21 protein-coding genes and 1 pseudogene are annotated in these 21,866 nt (G+C 62.9%); 14 read left to right on the top strand and 8 right to left on the bottom strand.

Going from position 1 to position 21,866, the window contains the following annotated elements; translation table 11 throughout:
- Positions 1–26 precede the first annotated feature (26 nt).
- Genes ASC85_RS24070 through ASC85_RS24060 form a run of 3 tightly spaced genes read left to right on the top strand, consistent with a single transcriptional unit; the run spans position 27 to position 3,625 of the window.
- On the top strand, positions 27–1,580 hold the full coding sequence (locus ASC85_RS24070) for an ABC transporter ATP-binding protein (RefSeq protein WP_057451678.1): 1,554 nt from the start codon (positions 27–29) through the stop codon (positions 1,578–1,580).
- Positions 1,581–1,592: 12 nt separating this feature from the next.
- Positions 1,593–2,699: an ABC transporter permease gene (locus ASC85_RS24065; protein WP_057451677.1), complete on the top strand. Its 1,107-nt coding sequence runs from the start codon at positions 1,593–1,595 to the stop codon at positions 2,697–2,699.
- Complete coding sequence (locus ASC85_RS24060; protein WP_053178018.1) at positions 2,699–3,625, top strand: ABC transporter permease; 927 nt, start codon at positions 2,699–2,701, stop codon at positions 3,623–3,625. The genes ASC85_RS24065 and ASC85_RS24060 overlap by 1 nt, the downstream gene beginning before the upstream one ends.
- A gap of 68 nt (positions 3,626–3,693) precedes the next feature.
- Here ASC85_RS24060 and ASC85_RS24055 read toward each other — a convergent pair whose 3' ends face one another.
- Positions 3,694–4,122 carry a hypothetical protein gene (locus ASC85_RS24055; RefSeq protein WP_057451676.1) on the bottom strand — a complete coding sequence of 143 codons (429 nt, stop codon included), beginning with the start codon at positions 4,120–4,122 and terminating at the stop codon, positions 3,694–3,696.
- A gap of 81 nt (positions 4,123–4,203) precedes the next feature.
- On the opposite strand from ASC85_RS24055, the gene ASC85_RS24050 reads away from it, so the two are divergent.
- The 3 genes from ASC85_RS24050 to ASC85_RS24040 all read left to right on the top strand — a co-directional run bounded on the left by ASC85_RS24050 (position 4,204) and on the right by ASC85_RS24040 (position 6,874).
- Complete coding sequence (locus ASC85_RS24050; RefSeq protein ID WP_003197497.1) at positions 4,204–4,554, top strand: MerR family transcriptional regulator; 351 nt, start codon at positions 4,204–4,206, stop codon at positions 4,552–4,554.
- A gap of 25 nt (positions 4,555–4,579) precedes the next feature.
- Positions 4,580–5,266, top strand: coding sequence for an SDR family oxidoreductase (locus ASC85_RS24045; RefSeq protein ID WP_057451675.1), 687 nt, complete (start codon positions 4,580–4,582; stop codon positions 5,264–5,266).
- A gap of 249 nt (positions 5,267–5,515) precedes the next feature.
- Positions 5,516–6,874: an 8-oxoguanine deaminase gene (locus ASC85_RS24040; protein ID WP_057451674.1), complete on the top strand. Its 1,359-nt coding sequence runs from the start codon at positions 5,516–5,518 to the stop codon at positions 6,872–6,874.
- 107 nt (positions 6,875–6,981) lie between these two features.
- Here ASC85_RS24040 and ASC85_RS24035 read toward each other — a convergent pair whose 3' ends face one another.
- Positions 6,982–8,073 carry a calcium:proton antiporter gene (locus ASC85_RS24035; RefSeq protein ID WP_057451673.1) on the bottom strand — a complete coding sequence of 364 codons (1,092 nt, stop codon included), beginning with the start codon at positions 8,071–8,073 and terminating at the stop codon, positions 6,982–6,984.
- Between the two features lie 377 nt (positions 8,074–8,450).
- Between ASC85_RS24035 and ASC85_RS24030 the strand changes: the two genes are divergently transcribed.
- The 3 genes from ASC85_RS24030 (at position 8,451) to ASC85_RS24020 (ending at position 11,625) form a co-directional block, all read left to right on the top strand.
- Positions 8,451–9,533 (top strand): BMP family ABC transporter substrate-binding protein, encoded by a 1,083-nt coding sequence (locus tag ASC85_RS24030; protein WP_057451672.1) that lies wholly within the window; start codon positions 8,451–8,453, stop codon positions 9,531–9,533.
- An 89-nt stretch (positions 9,534–9,622) separates the two neighbouring features.
- On the top strand, positions 9,623–10,588 hold the full coding sequence (locus ASC85_RS24025) for a 2-oxoglutarate and iron-dependent oxygenase domain-containing protein (RefSeq protein WP_057451671.1): 966 nt from the start codon (positions 9,623–9,625) through the stop codon (positions 10,586–10,588).
- An 83-nt stretch (positions 10,589–10,671) separates the two neighbouring features.
- The gene (locus ASC85_RS24020) at positions 10,672–11,625 is read left to right on the top strand and encodes an adenosine deaminase (RefSeq protein WP_057451670.1); all 954 of its coding nucleotides are present in this window, start codon (positions 10,672–10,674) and stop codon (positions 11,623–11,625) included.
- Between the two features lie 116 nt (positions 11,626–11,741).
- Here ASC85_RS24020 and ASC85_RS24015 read toward each other — a convergent pair whose 3' ends face one another.
- The 3 genes from ASC85_RS24015 to ASC85_RS24005 form a co-directional block, all read right to left on the bottom strand.
- Positions 11,742–13,124, bottom strand: coding sequence for an MFS transporter (locus ASC85_RS24015; protein ID WP_057451669.1), 1,383 nt, complete (start codon positions 13,122–13,124; stop codon positions 11,742–11,744).
- A gap of 112 nt (positions 13,125–13,236) precedes the next feature.
- Entirely contained in the window at positions 13,237–13,971 is a 735-nt protein-coding gene (locus tag ASC85_RS24010) for an ArsR/SmtB family transcription factor (RefSeq protein ID WP_057451668.1), read from the bottom strand.
- A 141-nt stretch (positions 13,972–14,112) separates the two neighbouring features.
- The gene (locus ASC85_RS24005; protein ID WP_057451667.1) at positions 14,113–15,042 is read right to left on the bottom strand and encodes a LysR family transcriptional regulator; all 930 of its coding nucleotides are present in this window, start codon (positions 15,040–15,042) and stop codon (positions 14,113–14,115) included.
- Between the two features lie 113 nt (positions 15,043–15,155).
- Between ASC85_RS24005 and ASC85_RS24000 the strand changes: the two genes are divergently transcribed.
- Both ASC85_RS24000 and ASC85_RS32670 read left to right on the top strand, forming a co-directional pair.
- Entirely contained in the window at positions 15,156–16,169 is a 1,014-nt protein-coding gene (locus ASC85_RS24000; RefSeq protein WP_057451666.1) for a zinc-binding alcohol dehydrogenase family protein, read from the top strand.
- A gap of 218 nt (positions 16,170–16,387) precedes the next feature.
- Positions 16,388–16,558, top strand: coding sequence for a hypothetical protein (locus ASC85_RS32670; protein WP_164488497.1), 171 nt, complete (start codon positions 16,388–16,390; stop codon positions 16,556–16,558).
- A gap of 1 nt (position 16,559) precedes the next feature.
- Here ASC85_RS32670 and ASC85_RS23995 read toward each other — a convergent pair whose 3' ends face one another.
- Both ASC85_RS23995 and ASC85_RS23990 read right to left on the bottom strand, forming a co-directional pair.
- Complete coding sequence (locus ASC85_RS23995) at positions 16,560–17,762, bottom strand: multidrug effflux MFS transporter (RefSeq protein WP_057451665.1); 1,203 nt, start codon at positions 17,760–17,762, stop codon at positions 16,560–16,562.
- Between the two features lie 95 nt (positions 17,763–17,857).
- A complete protein-coding gene (locus tag ASC85_RS23990) occupies positions 17,858–18,055 on the bottom strand; it encodes a heavy-metal-associated domain-containing protein (protein WP_057451664.1) in 198 nt (65 codons plus the stop codon).
- Between the two features lie 148 nt (positions 18,056–18,203).
- Here ASC85_RS23990 and ASC85_RS23985 point away from each other — a divergent pair, with 148 nt between their 5' ends.
- The 3 genes from ASC85_RS23985 to cueR all read left to right on the top strand — a co-directional run bounded on the left by ASC85_RS23985 (position 18,204) and on the right by cueR (position 21,572).
- Complete coding sequence (locus ASC85_RS23985) at positions 18,204–18,587, top strand: hypothetical protein (protein WP_057451663.1); 384 nt, start codon at positions 18,204–18,206, stop codon at positions 18,585–18,587.
- 190 nt (positions 18,588–18,777) lie between these two features.
- Positions 18,778–21,171, top strand: a complete 2,394-nt coding sequence (locus ASC85_RS23980; protein ID WP_057451662.1) for a heavy metal translocating P-type ATPase — start codon at positions 18,778–18,780, stop codon at positions 21,169–21,171.
- Positions 21,168–21,572 carry a Cu(I)-responsive transcriptional regulator gene (gene cueR / locus ASC85_RS23975; RefSeq protein WP_003197466.1) on the top strand — a complete coding sequence of 135 codons (405 nt, stop codon included), beginning with the start codon at positions 21,168–21,170 and terminating at the stop codon, positions 21,570–21,572. The genes ASC85_RS23980 and cueR overlap by 4 nt, the downstream gene beginning before the upstream one ends.
- Before the next feature lie 202 nt (positions 21,573–21,774).
- On the opposite strand, the pseudogene ASC85_RS33275 reads toward cueR, so the two are convergent.
- A pseudogene (locus tag ASC85_RS33275) lies at positions 21,775–21,866 on the bottom strand (group II intron maturase-specific domain-containing protein); the annotation flags it as partial.

Genomic DNA, 21,866 nt, shown 5'->3' with positions numbered 1-21,866 from the left:
TTCCTGTCCATCGGCCCGAGCCTGTCATGTCCAACCCCGATTCCATCGCGCGCCTGCAATTGCGCAACATCAGCAAACGCTACCCCGGTTGCCTGGCCAACGACGCCATCGACCTGAGCATCCAACCCGGCGAGATCCACGCCCTGCTCGGGGAAAACGGTGCGGGTAAAAGCACCCTGATGAAGATTATCTACGGCGTCACCCCTGCCGATTCGGGCGAGGTGATCTGGCAAGGCCAGCGCGTCAACCTGCGCAATCCGGCCCAGGCCCGCAACCTGGGAATCGGCATGGTGTTCCAGCATTTCTCGCTGTTCGAAACCCTTACCGTTGCGCAGAACATTGCCCTGGCAATGGGCGCGGCAGCCGGTACGCCGGCGCAGCTGGAACCCCGGATCCGCGAGGTTTCCCGGCGCTACGGCATGGCGCTGGAACCGCAGCGGCTGGTCCACAGCCTGTCGATTGGCGAGCGGCAGCGGGTGGAGATCATTCGCTGCCTGATGCAGGACATTCGCCTGCTGATTCTCGATGAACCGACCTCGGTACTCACGCCCGTTGAAGCCGAAGAACTGTTCGTGACCCTGCGCCGACTGGCGAGCGAGGGCTGCAGCATCCTGTTTATCAGCCACAAGCTCGGGGAAGTACGAGCGTTGTGCCACAGCGCCACAGTGCTGCGCGGCGGACGGGTGTCGGGGCACTGCACCCCGGCGCACTGCTCGGACCGGGAGCTGGCGCAACTGATGGTTGGCGAAGCGGCCGGGTTGATCACGGATTATCCCAAGGTCAGCGCAGACAAAGCTTTCCTGCAAATCAACAAACTGTCATGGCACAACCCGGACCCGTTCGGCTGCTCGTTGCGGGAGATCGACCTGGAGGTGCGTAGCGGCGAAATCGTCGGCATCGCCGGGGTGGCGGGCAATGGTCAGGACGAATGGCTGGCGTTGCTCAGCGGAGAAACTGCGCTTGCCCGCCAGCAAGGCGAAACGATCCGATTCGACGGGCAACCCGTGGCTCATCTACGCCCCGACGCCCGTCGCCGGCTCGGGCTGGCCTTTGTCCCCGCCGAGCGCCTGGGCCATGGCGCCGTGCCGCAATTGAGCCTGGCGGATAACGCCTTGCTCAGCGCTTTCCAACAGGGCCTGGTCAGCCACGGACTGATTCGCCGCAACAAGGTCGAACACTTGGCCGAGGAGATCATCCGCCGCTTTGGCGTGAAGACCCCCGACACCAAAACCCCAGCGCGCAGCCTCTCGGGAGGCAACCTGCAGAAATTCATTCTCGGCCGGGAAATCCTCCAACAGCCGAAGCTGCTGGTGGCCGCTCACCCGACCTGGGGCGTGGACGTCGGCGCGGCGGCGACCATCCATCGCGCCCTGATTGCCCTGCGCGATGCAGGCGCGGCGATTCTGGTGATCTCCGAAGACCTCGACGAACTGTTCCAGATCAGCGACCGCCTCGGCGCCTTGTGCGGCGGGCGGCTGTCGGCCTTGAGGCCCACCGCCGAGACCCGGCTCAGTGACGTCGGCGGCTGGATGGCCGGCCAGTTCGACGCCCCTCAATCCCCTGCCCCCGCACCGGTTTAAACGGAGTTCTACATGCTGCTTTCTCTCGAACCCCGTGGCCAGCAATCGCGCCTGATGCTCTGGTGCTCGCCGCTCTTGGCCGCCGTGTTGACCCTGGCCTGTGGCTCGCTGCTGTTCATCGCCCTCGGGCATGACCCGTTGCAAACGCTGTACACCTTGCTGATCGCTCCGATCAGCGACCTGTACGGCGTGTCCGAGTGGCTGGTCAAGACCTTGCCGATCCTGCTGTGTGCCCTCGGCCTGGCAGTGGCCTATCAGGCGCGAATCTGGAACATCGGTGCTGAAGGCCAACTGCTGCTCGGCGCCCTGGCCGGCAGTGCCTTGGCGGTGAACATCATCGACATGCAAAGCCGCTGGGCACTGGTGCTGATCCTGCTCACAGGCTCCCTGGCCGGTGCCGCCTGGGCCGGGCTCACGGCCTGGCTGCGCACGCGCTTCAATGCCAATGAAATCCTCACCAGCATCATGCTCAATTACATCGCCCTGAACCTGCTGCTGTTTTGCGTTCACGGGCCGTTGAAAGACCCGGCAGGTTTCAACTTCCCGGAATCGGCGATGTTCGGCGAGGCCAGTCGCCTGCCGTTGCTGCTGGAGGATGGTCGGGTCCATGCCGGGCTGTATTTCGCCCTGCTGGCGCTGGTGGCGGTGTGGGTGTTGCTGCAGAAAAGCTTCGTTGGCTTTCAGATCAAGGTACTGGGCCTCGATGCCCGCGCCGCCGGTTTCGCCGGTTTTCGCCAGAAACCGTTGGTGTGGCTGGCGTTGTTGATCAGCGGGGCACTGGCCGGGCTGGCCGGCGTCTGCGAAGTGACCGGGCCGATCGGTCAACTGGTGCCGCAGGTGTCGCCGGGCTACGGCTATGCGGCAATTACCGTGGCCTTCCTGGGGCGGCTCAATCCCATAGGCATTCTGTTTGCCAGCCTGTTGATGGCCCTTCTGTACATCGGCGGTGAGAGCGCGCAGATGTCGCTGAACCTTCCCCAGGCAATCACCCAATTGTTCCAGGGGATGATGCTGTTTTTCCTGTTGGCCTGCGACGTGCTGATCCTGTACCGGCCACGCCTCAACCTGCGCTGGGCCCGGCGCACCCGAACCACCGCTGTACAGGCAGGAGCGCTGTGATGGATATCGACCTGTTGAGCAATATTTTCTACGCCATGGTCCGCTGCGGTACGCCGTTGCTGCTGGTGGCCCTGGGTGAATTGGTCTGCGAAAAAAGCGGCGTCCTCAACCTGGGCCAGGAAGGCATGATGCTGTTCGGTGCAGTGATCGGTTTTATCGTCGCCTTCAACAGCGGCAACCTGTGGCTCGGCGTGCTGTTGGCGATGGCTGCCGGCATGCTGTTGTCGGCGTTGTTCGCGCTGGTGGCGCTGGTATTCAACGCCAATCAGGTGGCCACCGGGCTGGCGTTGACGATTTTCGGTGTGGGCCTGTCGAGCTTCGTCGGGGCGGCCTGGGTCGGCAAACCGCTGGCGGGATTCGAGCCGCTGGCGATTCCTTACTTGAGTGACATTCCACTGATCGGGCGGATGCTGTTTGCCCAGGATCTGCTGGTTTACCTGTCCTTCGCCCTGTTTGCCCTGGTGGCGTGGACGATCATGAAAAGCCGCGCGGGATTGATCATCCAGGCCGTTGGGGAAAACCCCGATGCCGCCAGTGCCATGGGCCTGCCGGTGTTGCGGGTGCGAACCCTGGCGGTGTTGTTTGGCGGCGCCATGGCCGGGTTGGCCGGCGCCTATCTGTCGCTGGCCTATACGCCGATGTGGGCCGAGAACATGAGTGCCGGACGCGGCTGGATCGCCCTGGCGCTGGTGGTGTTCGCCAGTTGGCGGGTGTGGCGCCTGCTGCTCGGCGCCTACCTGTTCGGCCTCGCCAGCATCCTGCACCTGGTGGCCCAGGGGCTGGGCCTGGCGATCCCGTCGAGTCTGCTGGCGATGCTGCCGTATGCCGCGACCATTGTGGTGCTGGTGCTGTTGTCCCGGGACGCCGTGCGCACCCGGCTGTATGCGCCGGTGTCCCTGGGGCAGCCTTGGCAGGCGGGGCACTGAGATAGACCGCGGCGCGCCTATCGCGGGCAAGCCTTGCTCCCACAGATTTTCAAGAGTCCCACAGATTTTCAGTGATCTGTGGGAGCAAGGCTTGCCCGCGATGAGTCCCGAACAGGCAACACCTGAACCAAGCCCCACACCACCTCGAAAAACAGGAAAACCCACAACACCGCACTGGCCCCATGAAGCAGCGCATACAGCATCCAGGCCGAAAACAGAAACCGCCCCGTCGCGTCATAACGCCCGTACTGCGCCTGCGGATCCCGAATCCGCAGCACCGACCACACGCAGACAATCGAGCCGAGCAGATTCACCATCAGCACATGCGCCGGCGCAAACGGCGGCAGTTCTCCAGGCAGGTCGAATAGCTGAGTCAAACTCATCAACACACCATGCAGCGCCGCAAAGCTCCACGGCGTGACCAGCGCGGCCGACACGATCAGGTCATACCAGGCGCTGCCAAGCACCACCCGGCGATATTGCATCGAACTCCACATACACTTTGCTCCAGATAATTGGGGAGCGAAAAGGCTAAAGCCTGGGGTATGCTCCAAGGTCAAGTCCTCTGGAGTTCCACAATGCGCATCGGTGAATTAGCCCAGGCCTGCGCCGTCAGTCGAGACACACTGCGCTTCTACGAGCAGCGGGGCCTGATCGCGGCGACGCGCAGCGCCAATGGCTATCGCGACTACCCCGCCGACGTGGTCCAACTGGTGCTCTATATCAAGACAGCCCAGCGCCTGGGCTTTACCCTGGGCGAGATCGGCGCCAGCGTCGCCGCCCTGTGGAACGCCCCCGACCCGGACTGCGCCGTGACGCAATTGCTGCAAGACAAACTGAACCTGATCGAAACCCGCATCACCGAACTCGACGCGTTGCGTCACGAGCTGAAACAACGGCTCGGGCAACGCTGTCCATTAAATCCATGACCTTTTTCTTTCAAGGATGCCTCTCATGAATTCGGCAAGAAACGCATTGATCATCGGCGCCTCCCGGGGCCTGGGCCTTGGTCTGGTGAAGACGCTGCTCAGCGATGGCTGGAACGTCACCGCCACCGTGCGCAACCCGCAGAACGCAGAGGCTTTGAAGGCGCTGGGCCCGGTGCGGATCGAAAAACTCGACATGGACGACCAGCAAGCGGTCATTGCCCTGAGCCAACAGCTCAAGGGCGAGACCTTCGACCTGCTGTTCGTCAATGCCGGCGTCAAGGGCCCGGACAACCAGAACCCGGGCGGCGCGACGCTGGCCGAAGTCGGCCAGCTGTTCTTCACCAACGCCGTGGCGCCGATCAACCTGGCTCAACGCTTTGTCGGCCAGATCCGCGACGGCAGCGGCGTGCTCGCCTTCATGAGTTCGGTGTTGGGCAGCGTGACCATGCCCGACGCACCGGAACTGGCGCTGTACAAGGCCAGCAAGGCGGCGCTCAACTCCATGACCAATAGCTTCGTCAGCCAACTGGGCGAGCAGGCATTGACCGTGCTGTCGCTACACCCGGGCTGGGTGAAGACCGACATGGGCGGCGAAGGCGCGGACATCGATGTCGAGAGCAGCACTCGCGGGCTGATCGATCAAGTGAATGCGTTCGCCGGCAAAGGCGGACATCACTTCGTCAACTATCGGGGCGAGACGATTGCCTGGTAAGCACAGCAGTTCCTTGTGGGAGCGAGCCTGCTCGCGATAGCAGACTCACATTCAGTATTTATAGTGGCTGATCCACCGCATCGCGAGCAGGCTCGCTCCCACATTTGGATCTCAGTCTGATACTGGAAATGTGTCCGGCAACCTGAGTAAACTCCCCTCCTCGCCCTACCCAACGGGCGACCCTGGATCAGCAGACAGGGCATCACTGAGCTGGCTAACCTGAACCCACTTTCAGAGGAGCCGGCCACCATGCCTGCGACCCGTACCTGGTTAAAAAATCCCCTCGCCATTTTCACGGCCAACGACCTCGATGCCCGTGGCGGCCTCGTCCTGCAGGCCGGTGTGATCGTCGAACTGCTGAGCGCCGGCCAGCAACCCGCCCAGCCCTGTGACGACATCTTCGACGCGCGCGAGCATGTGATCCTGCCGGGGTTGATCAACACCCACCATCACTTCTACCAGACCCTGACCCGCGCCTGGGCGCCGGTGGTGAACCAGCCGCTGTTTCCCTGGCTGAAGACCCTCTACCCGGTGTGGGCACGGCTGACCCCGGAAAAACTTGCCCTGGCCAGCAAAGTGGCCTTGGCCGAGTTGCTGCTGTCGGGCTGCACCACCGCGGCCGACCACCACTACCTGTTTCCCGAAGGCCTGGAAAATGCCATCGACGTGCAGGTGCAGAGTGTTCGTGAACTGGGCATGCGCGCGATGCTGACCCGCGGATCCATGAGCCTGGGCGAAGCCGACGGTGGCTTGCCGCCGCAGCAGACCGTGCAGCAGGGCCAGGTGATTCTCGACGACAGCCAGCGCTTGATCGCCGAGTACCACGAGCGCGGCGACGGCGCGCAGATCCAGATTGCCCTGGCACCTTGCTCACCATTTTCGGTCACGCCGCAGATCATGAGCGCCAGCGCCGAGCTGGCGGAAAAACTCGACGTACGCCTGCACACGCACCTGGCCGAAACCCTCGATGAAGAAGCGTTTTGCCTGCAACGCTTCGGCCTGCGCACCGTGGATTACCTGGACAGCGTCGGCTGGCTTGGCCCGCGTACCTGGCTGGCCCACGGCATTCATTTCAACCCGGATGAAATCGCCCGTCTCGGTACCGCCGGCACCGGTATCTGTCACTGCCCGAGTTCGAACATGCGCCTGGCCTCGGGCATTTGCCCGACCCTGGACCTGACCGCCGCCGGCGCTCCCGTGGGCCTGGGGGTAGACGGTTCGGCGTCCAACGATGCCTCGAACATGATCCTCGAAACCCGCCAGGCGCTGTACATCCAGCGCCTGCGCTACGGCGCGCAAGCGATCACGCCAGAACGCGTGCTGGGCTGGGCAACCCGGGGCTCGGCACAACTGCTCGGGCGCAGCGATATCGGTGAATTGGCGGTGGGCAAGCAGGCCGACCTGGCGCTGTTCAAGCTCGATGAGCTGCGTTTCTCCGGCAGCCACGATCCGATTTCCGCACTGCTGCTGTGCGGTGCGGACCGGGCGGATCGGGTGATGATCGGAGGGCAATGGCGGGTCATCGACGGGCAGGTCGAGGGGTTGGACTTGAAGGGCTTGATTGCTGACCACAGCCAGGCGGCGCGGGAGTTGATCGCCGGCACCTGATCGGACGCCGTCGCGGGCAAGCCTTGCTCCCACAGGTCTCGCGGCAAGGCTGCCCTCATAAACACCCACCATTTACTGTGGGAGCAAGGCTTGCCCGCGATGCTCTTCTAGAGACCCAGCAAGGACAACATGATGAACGTCGCGAACAATACAAAATGGGTCATGCCTTCAATGGCATTGGTTTCGCCATCGTTGAGGTTGATCGCGCTGACGATCAGGGTGATGAAGATCATCACCGTCTGCACCGGGGTCATTGCCATCTGGAACGGCTGGCCGGTGTAGAGGGCCATGGCCTCCATCACCGGCACGGTCAGGATCACGGTGGACAGCGAAGCCCCCAGTGCGATATTCACCACCGACTGCATGCGGTTGGCGAGGGCCGCGCGCAGGGCGGTGAGGATTTCCGGTGCGGCGGAGATGGCGGCCACCAGGATCGCCGTGACCACCGGCGGCGCACCCGAGCCTTCCAACCCCAGGTCGAGGGCCTTGGACATGACTTCGGCCAGGGCGCCGATCACCACCACGCCAAACACCAGCGCGCCGATGGAAAGCGTCAGGCTGATGGGTTCCGGTTCGTTTTCCACCGGCTCTTTCTTGCGGCGTTTTTCCGGATAGCTGTAGCTGAAGAAGTAACTGTGAGGCCCGACCTGCATGCGCAGGAACAAGGTGTACAGCACGATCATCGCGCCGATGGTAAAGGCCGAATAGATTTTCCAGCTCTCGCGGGGAATGAACTCCGGCACCACCATCGATACCCCCATGGCGGTGAGAATCATCACGCTGTAGGTGCGCGCTGAATCGTCGTTGTAAGCCTGCTCGCCATGCTTGATCCCGCCCATCAGCGCCGCGAGCCCGAGGATGCCGTTGATGTCGAGCATCACCGCCGAGTAGATCGTGTCCCGCACCAATGTCGACGAAGCCTCGTTGCTCATCATGATCGCCAGGATCACCACCTCCACCAGTACCGCCGACAGCGTCAGGATCATGGTGCCGTAAGGATCACCGACCTTTTCCGCCAGCAGTTCGGCGTGATGGGCCACGCGCATGGACGCCGCGACGATGAAACCGATCAGGACCAGGCCGCCGGTCAACGCCACCACCTGCCCGCTGCCCAGCAGCCGGTGCTCCAGTGGGTAGGCGATACACGCGGCGATCAGCGCCAGCAACAGCAGTTTTTCTTGCTTGAGCAAAGTGAGCATCGCGGGCCTGTCACCGTGGGCGGGGTCATGAGTTACTGACTATAGGGGGCGGTGAACGTTTCGTTCGGTGTGATGCACCAGGGGGTGGCGCTTGCAGGCAGGGTGCACCTTTATTGTTCTCATGAGCCTTATCGCGGGCAAGCCTTGCTCCCACAGGTATTGCGTCGCACTTGTGAAGCGAGCTTGCCCTCCCATGAGGTTGGGCTGCCCATCTGCTGGGGCAAGGCCTGATTTCACATTGTTTGGCCTTGCACTTGTGGGAGCAAGGCTTGCCCGCGATGACGGCATCAAGGTGTCGCATATTTTGTTGTCTTGTTGGTCAGCATTTTGCATTGGTGCTGCACAGCCAACCTCACAACAAAATGGAGTTCGAGTTCATGCACAAACGCCCCTTGAAGAAGTTGCTTTGCGCCGTCGTCGCCGCCGTCGGCCTCGGCGCCGGCCTGAATGCCAGTGCCGCCGACCCGCTGAAGGTCGGCTTCGTCTACATCGGCCCGATCGGCGACCACGGCTGGACCTATCAGCATGAACAAGGGCGCAAGGAGCTGGCGGCGAAATTCGGCGAGCAGATCACCACCAACTACGTGGAAAACGTGCCGGAAGGGGCCGACGCCGAGCGGGTGATCCGCAACATGGCCAAGGACAAGTACGACCTGATCTTCACCACCTCCTTCGGCTACATGAACCCGACGCTGAAAGTCGCCAAGCAATTTCCCAAGGTAATCTTCGAACATGCCACCGGCTACAAGCAGGACAAGAACCTGGGCACGTACCTGGCTCGCACCTACGAGGGCCGCTACGTAGGCGGTTTCCTCGCGGCCAAGATGACCAAGACCAAGAAGATCGGCTATGTCGCTTCCTTCCCGATCCCGGAAGTCATCCGCGACATCAACGCCATCCAACTGGCCCTGAACAAGTACAACCCCGGTACCGAGATCAAAGTGGTGTGGGTCAACTCCTGGTTCGACCCGGGCAAGGAAGCCGACGCCGCCAACGCGCTGATCGACCAGGGCGTGGACGTGGTGTTCCAGCACACCGACAGCCCGGCGCCGATCCAGGCTGCCGAGCGACGCGGCGTCTATGCGGTGGGCTACGCTTCGGACATGGCTCACTTCGGTCCCAAGGCGGTGCTGACCTCCATCGTCAATGACTGGGGCCCGCATTACATCCAGGCGACCCAAAGCGTGCTCGACCACAACTGGAAATCCCAGGACTACTGGGGCGGCCTGAAGGAAGGCACGGTGAAACTGCCGATCAGCGACCTGGTGCCGGCAGCGGTCAAGGGCGAAGCCGAGCAGATCATCGCTGACATCGAGAGCGGCGCCTTCCATCCGTTCACCGGCCCGATCAAGGACCAGGCCGGCGTCGAGAAAATCCCGGCGGGCGTGAGCGCCACCAACGCGGAACTGGCGTCGATGAATTATTACGTGGAAGGCATGAAGGCTGAGATTCCGAAATAGCCCTCAGCCCAAAAACCAACCCAAAACCCATGTGGGAGCGAGCTTGCTCGCTCCCACATGGGGTGCCTATTTCAAGTCAGGAAAGCAGTATGAACAGCCTTCCCATCATCGACATCAGCCCGCTCTACGGCGATGAACCCGACGCCTGGCAAACCGTCGCCGAGCAGATCGACCGCGCCTGCCGTCAATGGGGCTTTTTCTACATCAAGGGCCATCCCATCAGCCCGGCGCGCATCACCGAGGTGCTGGACAGCGCCCAACGCTTCTTCGCCCTGCCCGTCGAAGAAAAACTCAAGATCGACATCACCCAGACCCGCCACCACCGTGGCTATGGCGCCGTCGCCACCGAACAACTGGACCCGACCAAGCCCAGCGACCTGAAGGAAACCTTCGACATGGGCCTGCACCTGCCGGCCGAACACCCCGACGTGCTGACGGAAAAACCCCTGCGTGGCCCCAACCGCCACCCCGACCTGATTGGTTGGGAAAGCTTGATGGAGCAGCATTACCGCGACATGCAAGCGCTTGCGCAAACCCTGCTGCGGGCCATGACCCTGGCCTTGGGTATCGAGCGAGACTTTTTCGACACGCGCTTCAACGAACCGGTCAGCGTACTGCGCCTGATCCACTACCCGCCCCGCGACACCGCCAGTAGCGCCGAGCAGCAAGGTGCTGGCGCCCATACCGATTATGGTTGCATCACCCTTCTCTACCAGGACGCCGCCGGCGGCCTGCAAGTGCGCAACGTCGACGGCCAGTGGATCGACGCGCCGCCCATCGACGGCACTTTCGTGGTCAACCTCGGTGACATGATGGCGCGCTGGAGCAACGACCGTTACCTGTCCACGCCGCATCGGGTGATCAGCCCGCCGGGAGTGGACCGGTACTCGACGCCGTTCTTTGCCGAGCCGCACCCCGACACGCTGATCCAATGCCTACCCGGTTGCCAGGATGACGTCCACCCGCCAAAGTATCCAACGACGACCTGCGCCGAATTCCTGCTGTCGCGCTTCGCCGACACCTATGCTTACCGGCGTGAACCGCTCGCCGTGTAGTGGATCAGCCGGTCAGGTTTTACCCGACAGGGCGGCCAGCGCCTGTAGAATGCCCGCCATCGATTCGCTGATGAGAAAAGACCATGTACGACTGGCTGAACGCCCTGCCCAAGGCTGAACTGCACCTGCACCTGGAAGGCTCGCTGGAGCCCGAGCTGCTGTTCGCCCTGGCCGAACGCAACAAGATCGCCCTGCCGTGGAACGACGTCGACACCCTGCGCAAGGCCTATGCCTTCAACAACCTGCAGGAATTCCTCGACCTGTATTACCAGGGCGCCGATGTGCTGCGCACCTCCCAGGATTTCTACGACCTGACGTGGGCCTACCTGTTGCGTTGCAAGGCGCAGAACGTGATCCATACCGAACCGTTCTTCGACCCGCAGACCCACACCGACCGTGGCATCCCGTTCGAAGTGGTACTCAACGGCATCGCCGCCGCCCTCAAGGACGGTGAGCAGCAACTGGGCATCACCAGCGGCCTGATCCTGAGTTTCCTGCGCCACCTGAGCGAAGAACAAGCCGAGAAAACCCTCGACCAGGCGCTGCCGTTCCGCGAGGCCTTCGTGGCCGTGGGCCTGGACAGTTCGGAAATGGGCCATCCACCGAGCAAGTTCCAGCGCGTATTCGACCGTGCGCGCAACGAAGGCTTCCTGACCGTCGCCCACGCCGGCGAAGAAGGCCCGCCCGAGTACATCTGGGAAGCCCTGGACCTGCTGAAGATCCAGCGCATCGACCACGGTGTGCGAGCCATCGAAGACGAGCGGCTGATGCAGCGGATCATCGACGAGCAGATTCCGTTGACCGTGTGCCCGCTGTCCAACACCAAGCTGTGCGTGTTTGACGACATGTCCCAGCACAACATCCTCGACATGCTCGAGCGCGGTGTGAAAGTGACGGTGAACTCCGATGACCCGGCGTACTTCGGCGGCTACGTCACCGAGAACTTCCACGCGCTGTATACCCACCTGGGCATGACCCAGGACCAGGCCAAGCGCCTGGCGCAGAACAGCCTGGATGCACGGCTGGTAAAACCTTAAGCGTCACCGAAATCCCTGTGAGCGAGCCTGCTCGCGATAGCGGAGTGTCAGTCAACATAGATGTTGAATGTCGGACCGCTACCGCGAGCAGGCTCGCTCCCACAAGGAGGGTGGTGTTAATCGGCGACTATCGCCTCGCTCAACTCCTCCAACGTCTTGCCCCGCGTCTCCATCCCGAACAACCAGACCACCCCCGCCGCCACGGCGAAGCACAACGCGCCCAGGGCGAACACGCCACCCTGACCGGTGATGGGGAATACCAGCCCGGTCACCAGCGGGCCGAGCAACGAACCGACGCGTCCCACCGCCGAAGCAAACCCCGAGCCGGTGGCCCGGGCCGAGGTGGGGTACAGCTCTGGCGTGTAGGTGTAGAGCACCGCCCACATGCCGAACAGGAAAAACTGCATCAGCAAGCCGGTGCCGATCAACAGGCCAACGTTGCCGCCAAACACCGCGCTCTGCCCATACAGAAACGCCATCGCCCCGCCACCCAGCAGCGTGATGACGCACACCGGTTTACGCCCCCAGCGCTCCACCAGCCAGGCCGCCATCAAGAAGCCGGGAATCCCGCCCAGGGAAATCAGCACGGTGTAATACACCGACTGGGTCACCGCGAACCCCGACTGCTGCAACAACGCACTGAGCCAGGAAGTCAGGCCGTAGAAACCGAGCAAGGCAAAGAACCAGACGCTCCAGATCATCACCGTGCGCTGGCGATACAACGGTGACCAGATCTGCGCCAAGGCGGAAAAGAAACTGCCCGGCGTGCTCTCAACCCTTGGCAAACGGATCGGCTCCGGCAGGTCGCGACGCCCCAGCGAGGTCCGGACCTTGTCTTCGATTCGCTTGAGCACCGCGTCCGCTTCATCACCCCGGCCGGCCTGTTCCAGCCAGCGCGGCGACTCGGGAATGAAGAAACGAATCGCCAGGACAAACACCGCCGGCACCGCCAGCACCAAAAAGATGTCGCGCCAGCCGATCACCGGCAGCAGGAAATACGACAGCACCCCCGCCGCCACGAAACCCAGCGGCCAGAAGCCGTCCATCAAGGCGATGTAGCGGCCCCGACGCTTGGCCGGGATCAGCTCCGAAAGCATCGACTGGGCAATCGGAAATTCCATGCCCATACCGATGCCCAGCAGGATGCGAAACAGCGTCAAGGTCTCGATGTCCTGGGCCGTGGAGCACAAGTAACTGGCAATGCCCCACAGCACGATGCTCCACTGGAACACCGGTTTGCGCCCGAAACGATCGGCCAGCATGCCCGACAGCGACGCCCCCACCACCATGCCGAAGAAGCTGGAGCTGGCGAGCAAACCGGCCTGGGCGGTGCTCAGGCCGAACTCGGCTTTGATCGACCCCAACAGGAACGTCATCATCGCCAGGTCCATGGAGTCGAAGAAAAACGCCAGGGCGATGATGATGAAGATGAGCCGGTGGTAACCGCTGATGGGTAACCGTTCCAGGCGTTCCGCCGCGCTGTAGCCGTGAGTGTCCATGCTGCCTCCCCCAATCCAATAATTCCCCGGATCGAGTGTGCGCGAACCTCGCAGGTGGCTATTGCTGAATACGACCTGCCGACAGCCCTGAGCGACGCATCAGGAGCGTTCCCTAGATTGCCATCTCCACCGCGTCCTGCCGGGCGAACCGGTGGATTTCCTGCTGGCCGAGCGTCGTCACCTGCAGGGCTCGCGAATCGTTGGGCAAGCTCAGCCAACCCGACTGCATGAACAGTTGCAGCAGGGCCGCCCCCAGCGCGCCTCCCAGGTGTGGACGCCGCTCGCTCCAGTCCGGGCAGGCACAGGCAATGCGGGCGTTGCGATGGGCCAGGGCCTGGATGAACAGGCCACGTTCGGCCAGCTGATTGGCGCCTTTGTGGGTGACGATCACCCGTTGCTCGCACTGCTCGATCCACCCGGCATCCAGCAGGCGCTGGTACAGGTCCGCCGCCAGGGTGCCCCCCAGGTGATCGTCGCAAAGCCTGGCCCGCATCAACGACGCGGGAGCCGACGGCGCTTTGGTCGGCATGACTCGGCGCTTGAAGATGTCCGGGATCTGGTGCGGCGTACTGACCAGCGTCGCGCTGGCCAGCGCTTCGACGGCAGCACCGATTTCAGGTGCTGCCAGGCGGAAAAACCGCTTGCGGCCCCGGGCTTCGACTTTCAACAGGCCTCCGGCGGACAGGCGTCCCAGATGCGCGTTGGCCGAGGACGGCGACAACCCGGCGAGCAACGCCAACTCCTCGGCCTGGCGGGCCGTACCGTCCATCAAGGCCCACATCATTGCGCTGCGCTTGGGGTCAGCCAGCAGCGTGGCGATCTGGCTGATGCAAGGTGCATGTTCCATGTATTCACTCCCTGTTGAATCATTCGTCTACTGCTCTGGCGCAGGCGGCCGCTAGTATAAGCGGGGCGGTCGAGCTTTCCTGTCCTCCGGAAACCTTTGGAGGCGATTGTTCCTGAGGGAAAATTCTCTATTTGTCCGCGACTAATGGCCGGCCCCCGTCGAGACTGGAAAACGAGCCGTCAACTCACCGCAGCGGGCCTGGAGCATGTCCCGCAAAAGATTGATGGGCTTGCTCAATTGCGCCCGGTGGGCACACAGCAGATTGAGGGGCGCGCGTTCGCATTGCAGATGCGGCAAGAGGATTTTCAAGCGCCCGGCCAGCACGTCGGTGGACACATCCAGCCACGATTTGTAGGCAATCCCGGCACCCGCCACCGCCCAGCGCCGCACCACATCGGCGTCGTCACTGAAGCGGTCGCCACTGACGGTCAGGCTCACTTCCCGTTTACCGTCATGAAAACCCCATCGGTCATGGACCCGGCTGCCAAGCATGTACAACAGGCAGTTGTGCTGGGCCAATTGTTCCAACTGATGGGGTTCACCCTGGCGAGCCAGATAGTCCGGCGACGCGCACAACACCCGGCGGTTATCCGCAGCGATGGGCAGGGCGACCAGGCTCGAATCTTCCTGCTCGCCATAACGCAAGGCGATGTCCACCGGCTGCTTGAACAGATCGGCCATGCGATCGCCCAGCAACAGCCGCACCGTCAGTCCGGGGTGCTCGCGCTGGAACGCATCCAGCCAGGGCAGCAGCAGGTTGCGTCCCAGGTCCGACGGTGCGGACAACTGCAACACCCCACTGACCTGATCCTGGCCGCAGGTCAACAACCGCCGGCCTTCGTCAAGGCTGCTCAATGCAGCCCGGGCATATTCGAGGAAGCCCTCCCCTTCGGCTGTCAGGCGCAAGCTACGGGTGGAACGGGCCAACAGCCGCGCACCCAGGTGCAGCTCGATCCGTTTCAACGCGGCACTGGCCACCGCCGCCGACAGGTCCATGACCCTGGCCGCAGCCGAGAGACTGCCCAGGTCCGCCGCCCGGACAAACAACTGCAAGTCATCGAAGCGAAGCATGACGACTCCATTATCAAAAAATTATTGAAAGAGCCTGTTCTTTTAGCCGGTTTTATCTCGACGATAAATAGCTAAACATGGCCTTTATCGAACTCATCTCACGGAGCCGCTTCATGAAAGCCATCGCCTACTACCACTCGTTGCCCATTACCGACCCGCAATCGCTCCAGGACATCGAGCTGCCGGAACCGGTCGCCGGTCCCAGGGACCTGCTGGTGGAGGTCAAGGCTATTTCGGTCAACCCGGTGGACACCAAGGTCCGCCAGAACGTCCAGCCCGAAGGCGGCGCAGCCAAGGTGCTGGGCTGGGACGTGGCCGGCGTGGTCAAGGCGGTGGGCAGCGAGGTCACGCTGTTCAAGGCCGGGGACCAGGTGTTCTATGCCGGCTCCATCGCCCGGGCCGGTGGCAACAGCGAGCTGCACGTGGTGGATGAGCGCATCGTCGGCCACATGCCCAAGACCCTCGGTTTCGCCGAAGCGGCGGCGCTGCCGCTGACGGCCATTACCGCCTGGGAGTTGTTGTTCGAGCGCCTGCAAATCCAGGAAGGCCAAAGCGACCTGGGTCAGAGCCTGTTGATCGTCGGCGCTGCGGGCGGCGTGGGTTCGATCCTGACGCAACTGGCCAGCCAACTCACCGGGCTGAAGGTGATTGGCACCGCGTCCCGTGTGCAGACCCAGGATTGGGTGCGCGGCCTGGGGGCCGACCTGGTGATCGACCACAGCCAGCCATTGAGCGAAGTGTTGAAAGAAGCGGGCCAGCCCCAGGTGACTCACGTCGCCAGCCTGACCCAGACCGACCAGCATCTGGACCAGTTGGTCGAAGCCCTCGCGCCCCAGGGCAAACTGGCGCTGATCGACGATCCCAAGGCGCTGGACGTGACCAAGCTCAAGCGCAAGAGCCTGTCGTTGCATTGGGAATTCATGTACACCCGCTCCCTGTTCGAGACGGCCGACATGCTTGAACAACACAAACTGCTCAACCGTGTGGCCGCCCTGATCGACGCTGGCACACTGAAGACCACGGTTGGCGAGCATTTCGGCACCATCAACGCCGAGAACCTGCGCCGGGCGCATGCCTTGCTGGAAAGCGGCAAGTCCAAGGGCAAGATTGTGCTCGAGGGTTTCTGACCCACGATGAGGGCCTAGCACCTGTGGGAGCAAAGCTTGCTCGCGATGGAGGCACCGCGGTTCTCTATGAAACCGAGTCGCCATTTATCGCGAGCAAGCTTTGCTCCCACAAAAACCCATGCCGTCAGTCCGAGAATTGATCCTTGTCACAATTGCGATCGCATTCGGGTCTACACTCGAGGCCTTTGCAACGCAATCTTTTCGTGAGGAGGTCAGCAATGAAGATCCTGATAAAAGAAGTGGCAAAAACCCAATGGCAAGTGCGCCTTGACCAGCACGTCGTCACCTTCCGTACCGAGGCCGAAGCCCAGGCCTTCGCCAGCACCCTGCAAGCGCGAATCCTCGCGCCCCATCATTTCCCCGAACAACAGCAGCGCGCGGCCGGCTGAGTCAGCCTTCGCGACTGGCCTGGGCCAGCGCCCGGGCATTTTGCAGGCGACGGGTCAGCATCGCTGCGCTCACCACCAACAGCCCGCAAAGGCTGATGACCAGCGCCATTGGCACGGCGGTGCCGTCATGCAGCGCCGCCACCAACGAGGCTGCCCCGGCGGCCACGGAAAACTGCAGGCATCCCAGCATCGCCGAAGCACTGCCGGCCCGGGCGCCCTGCCCATTCATGGCGCAAGCCGAGGCGTTGGGAAGGATGCACCCCAGGCTGGAGATGCAGATAAACAGCGGGACAAGCAGCGGCCACAACTGCGCAGGTTGCAATGAACTGACGGCCAGCAGGCTCAGCCCCGCAACCAGGTAGACCCATACCGCGCGGCTCAGCAGGAACGCCGGTCCGCGCTTGGACAGCAGCCGGGCGTTGACCTGGGCAACCAGGATGAAGCCCGCCGCGTTGGTGCCGAACAGCCAACCGAAGTGTTCGGCCGGTACCCCGTAGAGCTTGATGAAGACGAAAGGCGAGCCGGCGATGTAGGCAAACATCCCAGCGATAGCGATACCCCCCGTCAGCGCATGGCCGAGGAAGACAGCGTCGGTCAATAACCGGCCATATTGGCGCAACGCCCCCGACAACGGTTGCCGAGGCACATGGTCCGGCAAGCTTTCCGGCAGCCACAAGGCCACCGCCGTCGACGCCAATGCGCTGAACAAGGTCAGGGCAATGAAGATCGATTGCCAGCCATGCAGGTTCACCAGCAACCCGCCCAGCATCGGCGCGAGAATCGGCGCCAGGCCCATCACCAGCATCAACTGTGAAAACACCTTGGCCGAACCCACCGCGTCGCATTTGTCGCTGACCACCGCCCGCGAGATCACCATCCCGGCGCATCCACCCAGGGCCTGGACGAAGCGGGCGCCGATCAGCCATTCGAGGTTCGGCGCATAGGCGCAGGCCAGGGAGGCCAGGGTGAACAGGCCGACGCCGGTCAGCAGCGGAATGCGCCGTCCGAAGCGATCCGCCACCGGCCCATAGGCCAGTTGCCCGATGGACAGGCCGAGGAAATAGGCCGCCAGGGTCAGCTGGATGTGTTTTTCATCGGTACCGAAGGCCGTGGCCATCGCCGGGAAGGCAGGCAGGTAGAAGTCGATCGCCAAGGGACCGAAAGCGCTCAAGGCGCCAAGAATCAGAATGGTACGGAGGTTCATCGGGCGTCCAGCTCAGGCGTCGGTCGACAGCCCGACAGTCTAGCCGTGCCGGACGCTCTTGAACATTCCGGTAGGTCGCTAACGATTAAAAAACTTCAAGCAAGGCTGGCCTCATAGCCCTCCTCCTTGATGGCCGCGAGCACGGCATCGGCCGGCAACGAACTCTGGACCTGGACAGTCTTGGCACCCAGGTCGACTTGCACGTCCGCCGCCGGGTCCTTGGCCTGGACTGCCTGGGTGATGGCCTTGACGCAGTGACCGCAGGACATGCCCTGAACATTGAAAGTTTGCATGAGATGACTCCTTGGGATTGAGGTTGCCAGCAGTCTCAAGCTTGCCATCATGGCAAGGTCAAGTTCTGACGAAAACTGCCGGGCTGGCAATCGGCAACGCGCTCAGCCAAGCTGCACACATCAAGGATTTAACCCCGGAGGTTCAGCCATGCGCTGGTCAGCGTTCAGCCTGTTTTGCATGCTCGGTTTTTCAGCGGTGGCGCCCCAGGCATCGGCCGCCGGTGAAGACTACGGCGTGTTGATCGTTTCTCGCGAGCGCCTGGAAGTGGCGACCAGTTGCGAAATCGGCATCTACATCCAGGATCAGCTCTCGGCCAGGCTGTTCCAGGAGCAAAGCACCTCGTTCAACCTGCCACCGGGCCAGTTTTCCTTGCGCCTGAAATTGCTCCCGGGACAGGCGCCGGGGTGCAACCCGGGCATGCTCGCGCCAGGGTCGCAGAACATCACGCTCAGGGCCGGTGACATTCTGAAGTTCCGCATCGCCATGAATGAACAAGGCATGTACCTCAAGCAGGCTGGGCTCGGTTACTGACACACCACCTGCACCGGTGGGCAAGCTTTGTGGGAGCAAAGCTTGCTCGCGATCCAGGCGCCGCGGTCACTCAAAGACTGCGGTGCTTTCATCGCGGGCAAGCCTTGCTCCCACAATTTTGGATTGGCGCTTGACCTTGCCAACATGGCAAGGTTGATCCTGTAGTCATTCACTACAGGGAGCCTGACCGATGTCCGAATCCACCACGTTCGATCTACCGATTGCCGGCATGACCTGCGCCAGCTGCGCCGGGCGGGTCGAGCGGGCCTTGAGCAAAGTCACCGGCACCCGCGCTGTCAGTGTGAACCTGGCGACTGAACTGGCGCGTGTGCAGGCCCCCGAAGGCAGCCTGCCGGCCTTGATGCAGGCCCTCGAACAGGCCGGCTATAGCGTCCCCGTGCAAACCCTGGAGCTGAACATTGAAGGGATGACCTGCGCCTCCTGTGTCGGCCGGGTCGAACGCGCCCTGGGCAAGGTCGACGGTGTGAACAGGGTCAGCGTCAACCTTGCCAATGAGCGGGCCCACCTCGAACTGCTCGGTCAGGTGGATCCGCAAACCCTGATCGATGCGGTCAAGCGCGCCGGCTACGACGCCACTGTCTGGCAGGCCGAACAGCCCACTGACACGCAGGCCGACCGTCTGAACCGTGAACGCCTGATATTGGTGCTGGCGATCCTGCTGTCCGTGCCGCTGGTGTTGCCGATGCTGCTGCAGCCGTTCGGCGTGCACTGGATGCTGCCGGCCTGGGTGCAGTTCGCCCTGGCGACGCCGGTGCAATTCATCTTCGGTGCGCGTTTCTACGTCGCCGCCTTCAAGGCCGTGCGTGCCGGTGCCGGGAACATGGACCTGCTGGTGGCCCTGGGCACCAGCGCCGGCTACGGCTTGAGCCTTTATGAATGGGTGATCGCCCGCCCTGGCGGTATGCCGCACCTGTATTTCGAAGCCTCGGCCGTAGTGATTGCCCTGGTACTGCTCGGCAAATACCTGGAAAGCCGCGCCAAGCGGCAAACCGCCAGCGCCATCCGCGCCCTCGAGGCCTTGCGCCCGGAACGGGCGATCCAGGTGATCGATGGCCAGGAACGGGACGTCGCCATCAGCGCCCTGCGCTTGCATGACCTGGTGCTGGTCAAGCCCGGCGAACGCTTCCCGGTGGACGGCGAAGTACTGGAAGGCCAGAGCCACGCCGACGAAGCGCTGATCAGCGGCGAAAGCCTGCCGGTGCCCAAGCAGCCCGGCGACAAAGTCACCGGCGGCGCCATCAACGGCGAAGGCCGGCTGCTGGTACGCACGCTGGCCCTGGGTACCGAAACCGTCCTGGCGCGCATCATCCGCCTGGTAGAAGATGCCCAGGCCGCCAAGGCCCCGATTCAGAAACTGGTGGATAAAGTCAGCCAGGTCTTCGTACCGGTGGTGCTGGTGTTGGCCCTGGCGACGCTGATTGGTTGGTGGCTGTACGGTGCGCCGTTGGAAACCGCGCTGATCAACGCCGTCGCCGTGCTGGTGATCGCTTGCCCCTGCGCCTTGGGCCTGGCGACGCCCACGGCGATCATGGCCGGCACTGGCGTGGCCGCGCGCCACGGGATTCTGATCAAGGATGCCGAGGCCCTGGAGCGCGCCCATGAAGTCGACACCGTAGTGTTCGACAAGACCGGCACCCTGACCTCCGGCACGCCGCGCATCGCCCACTTGACGGCTCTGGAGGGTGATGAAGACGCGCTGCTGACAATGGCCGGCGCCCTGCAACGCGGCAGTGAGCACCCTCTCGCCAAAGCCGTGTTGGACACCTGCGCCGAGCGCGGCCTGGAGGTGGCGGATGTCAGCGACAGCCAGTCCCTGGCTGGACGCGGTATCGCCGGCAGCCTCGACGGGCGCCGCCTGGCCCTGGGCAATCGGCGCCTGCTGGACGAACTGGGCCTGGAGCCCGGCTCGCTGGCCGAGTCGGCACAAGCCTGGGAGACCGAAGGCCGCACGTTGTCCTGGCTGATCGAACAAGGCGCGACGCCTCGGGTGCTGGGCCTGTTCGCCTTCGGTGACACCCTCAAGCCCGGCGCCCTCGCCGCGGTACAGGCCTTGAATGAGCAACACATCGCCAGCCACTTGCTCACCGGCGACAACCAAGGCAGCGCCCGGGTGGTGGCCCAGGCGCTGGGGATCTCCAATGTCCATGCCGAGGTACTGCCAGCGGATAAATCCGCCATCGTCCAACAGTTGAAGCGCCATTCGGTGGTGGCGATGGTGGGCGACGGCATCAACGACGCCCCCGCCCTGGCCGCCGCCGACATCGGCATTGCCATGGGCGGCGGCACCGACGTGGCGATGCATGCCGCGGGCATCACCCTCATGCGCGGCGATCCGCGACTGGTGCCGGCGGCGCTGGACATCAGCCGCAAGACCTACGCCAAGATCCGCCAGAACCTGTTCTGGGCGTTCGTCTATAACTTGATCGGCATCCCCCTGGCGGCGTTCGGTTTTCTCAACCCGGTGCTGGCCGGCGCGACCATGGCGCTGTCGAGCGTCAGCGTGGTGAGCAATGCGTTACTGTTGAAGTTCTGGACACCCAAGCAGTTGGAGGACAAGCGATGAACATCGGCCAAGCGGCCCGCCAGAGTGGCCTGAGCGCGAAGATGATCCGCTATTACGAATCCATCGGCCTGCTCAAGGCCGCCCATCGTACCGACAGCGGCTACCGGATCTATGGCGCCGATGACCTGCACACCCTGGCCTTTATCAAGCGCTCCCGCGACTTGGGGTTTTCCCTGGAAGAGGTCGGCAAACTGCTGACCCTCTGGCAAGACCGCCAACGCGCCAGCGCCGACGTCAAGGCCCTGGCCCGCCAGCACATCGAAGAACTGAACCAGAAAATCCGCGAACTGGCCGAGCTTCGCGACACCCTCCAGGATCTGGTGGAACACTGCCACGGCGACCACCGCCCGGATTGCCCGATCCTCAAGGAACTGGCGTCGGGGTGTTGCCAGCCGAAGTAAAACTGTGGGAGCGAGCCTGCTCGCGATGACGGCCGTACATTCAGCATCGATGCAAGCTGACCCACCGCTATCGCGAGCAAGCTCGCTCCCACAGGAGACTGCGGTGGGTATGGGATTTTGGCGCACATCGAGTAGGAGGCGGATTTACATCCGCCGTCCTCTCACACCACCGTACGTACGGTTCCGTATACGGCGGTTCAGGTTATGCGGATAAACCATTGATCGTATCCAGTATCGAGACCAGTCCAAACCGGTCCCATAGTTTCTTCGGTAACGCCTGATTCATATGTGACG

The sequence above is a fragment of the Pseudomonas sp. Root401 genome, from assembly GCF_001425105.1.
Classification (GTDB): domain Bacteria; phylum Pseudomonadota; class Gammaproteobacteria; order Pseudomonadales; family Pseudomonadaceae; genus Aquipseudomonas; species Aquipseudomonas brassicacearum.
The sequence above is the reverse complement of the archived record's forward strand: the minus strand, read 5'-3'. Positions and strand labels throughout refer to the sequence as shown.

Bases quoted from the DNA above. Each gene is read 5' to 3' on its own strand.
- ASC85_RS24035 (WP_057451673.1), bottom strand. From the start codon at position 8,073: ATGCTCACTTTGCTCAAGCAAGAAAAACTGCTGTTGCTGGCGCTGATC.
- ASC85_RS24070 (WP_057451678.1), top strand. From the start codon at position 27: ATGTCCAACCCCGATTCCATCGCGCGCCTGCAATTGCGCAACATCAGC.
- ASC85_RS24000 (WP_057451666.1), top strand. From the start codon at position 15,156: ATGAAAGCCATCGCCTACTACCACTCGTTGCCCATTACCGACCCGCAA.
- ASC85_RS24045 (WP_057451675.1), top strand. From the start codon at position 4,580: ATGAATTCGGCAAGAAACGCATTGATCATCGGCGCCTCCCGGGGCCTG.
- ASC85_RS24010 (WP_057451668.1), bottom strand. From the start codon at position 13,971: ATGGAACATGCACCTTGCATCAGCCAGATCGCCACGCTGCTGGCTGAC.
- ASC85_RS32670 (WP_164488497.1), top strand. From the start codon at position 16,388: ATGAAGATCCTGATAAAAGAAGTGGCAAAAACCCAATGGCAAGTGCGC.
- ASC85_RS23980 (WP_057451662.1), top strand. From the start codon at position 18,778: ATGTCCGAATCCACCACGTTCGATCTACCGATTGCCGGCATGACCTGC.
- ASC85_RS23990 (WP_057451664.1), bottom strand. From the start codon at position 18,055: ATGCAAACTTTCAATGTTCAGGGCATGTCCTGCGGTCACTGCGTCAAG.
- ASC85_RS23995 (WP_057451665.1), bottom strand. From the start codon at position 17,762: ATGAACCTCCGTACCATTCTGATTCTTGGCGCCTTGAGCGCTTTCGGT.
- ASC85_RS23985 (WP_057451663.1), top strand. From the start codon at position 18,204: ATGCGCTGGTCAGCGTTCAGCCTGTTTTGCATGCTCGGTTTTTCAGCG.
- ASC85_RS24015 (WP_057451669.1), bottom strand. From the start codon at position 13,124: ATGGACACTCACGGCTACAGCGCGGCGGAACGCCTGGAACGGTTACCC.
- ASC85_RS24050 (WP_003197497.1), top strand. From the start codon at position 4,204: ATGCGCATCGGTGAATTAGCCCAGGCCTGCGCCGTCAGTCGAGACACA.
- ASC85_RS24020 (WP_057451670.1), top strand. From the start codon at position 10,672: ATGTACGACTGGCTGAACGCCCTGCCCAAGGCTGAACTGCACCTGCAC.
- ASC85_RS24060 (WP_053178018.1), top strand. From the start codon at position 2,699: ATGGATATCGACCTGTTGAGCAATATTTTCTACGCCATGGTCCGCTGC.
- ASC85_RS24025 (WP_057451671.1), top strand. From the start codon at position 9,623: ATGAACAGCCTTCCCATCATCGACATCAGCCCGCTCTACGGCGATGAA.
- ASC85_RS24005 (WP_057451667.1), bottom strand. From the start codon at position 15,042: ATGCTTCGCTTCGATGACTTGCAGTTGTTTGTCCGGGCGGCGGACCTG.
- ASC85_RS24030 (WP_057451672.1), top strand. From the start codon at position 8,451: ATGCACAAACGCCCCTTGAAGAAGTTGCTTTGCGCCGTCGTCGCCGCC.
- ASC85_RS24055 (WP_057451676.1), bottom strand. From the start codon at position 4,122: ATGTGGAGTTCGATGCAATATCGCCGGGTGGTGCTTGGCAGCGCCTGG.
- ASC85_RS24040 (WP_057451674.1), top strand. From the start codon at position 5,516: ATGCCTGCGACCCGTACCTGGTTAAAAAATCCCCTCGCCATTTTCACG.
- ASC85_RS24065 (WP_057451677.1), top strand. From the start codon at position 1,593: ATGCTGCTTTCTCTCGAACCCCGTGGCCAGCAATCGCGCCTGATGCTC.
- cueR (WP_003197466.1), top strand. From the start codon at position 21,168: ATGAACATCGGCCAAGCGGCCCGCCAGAGTGGCCTGAGCGCGAAGATG.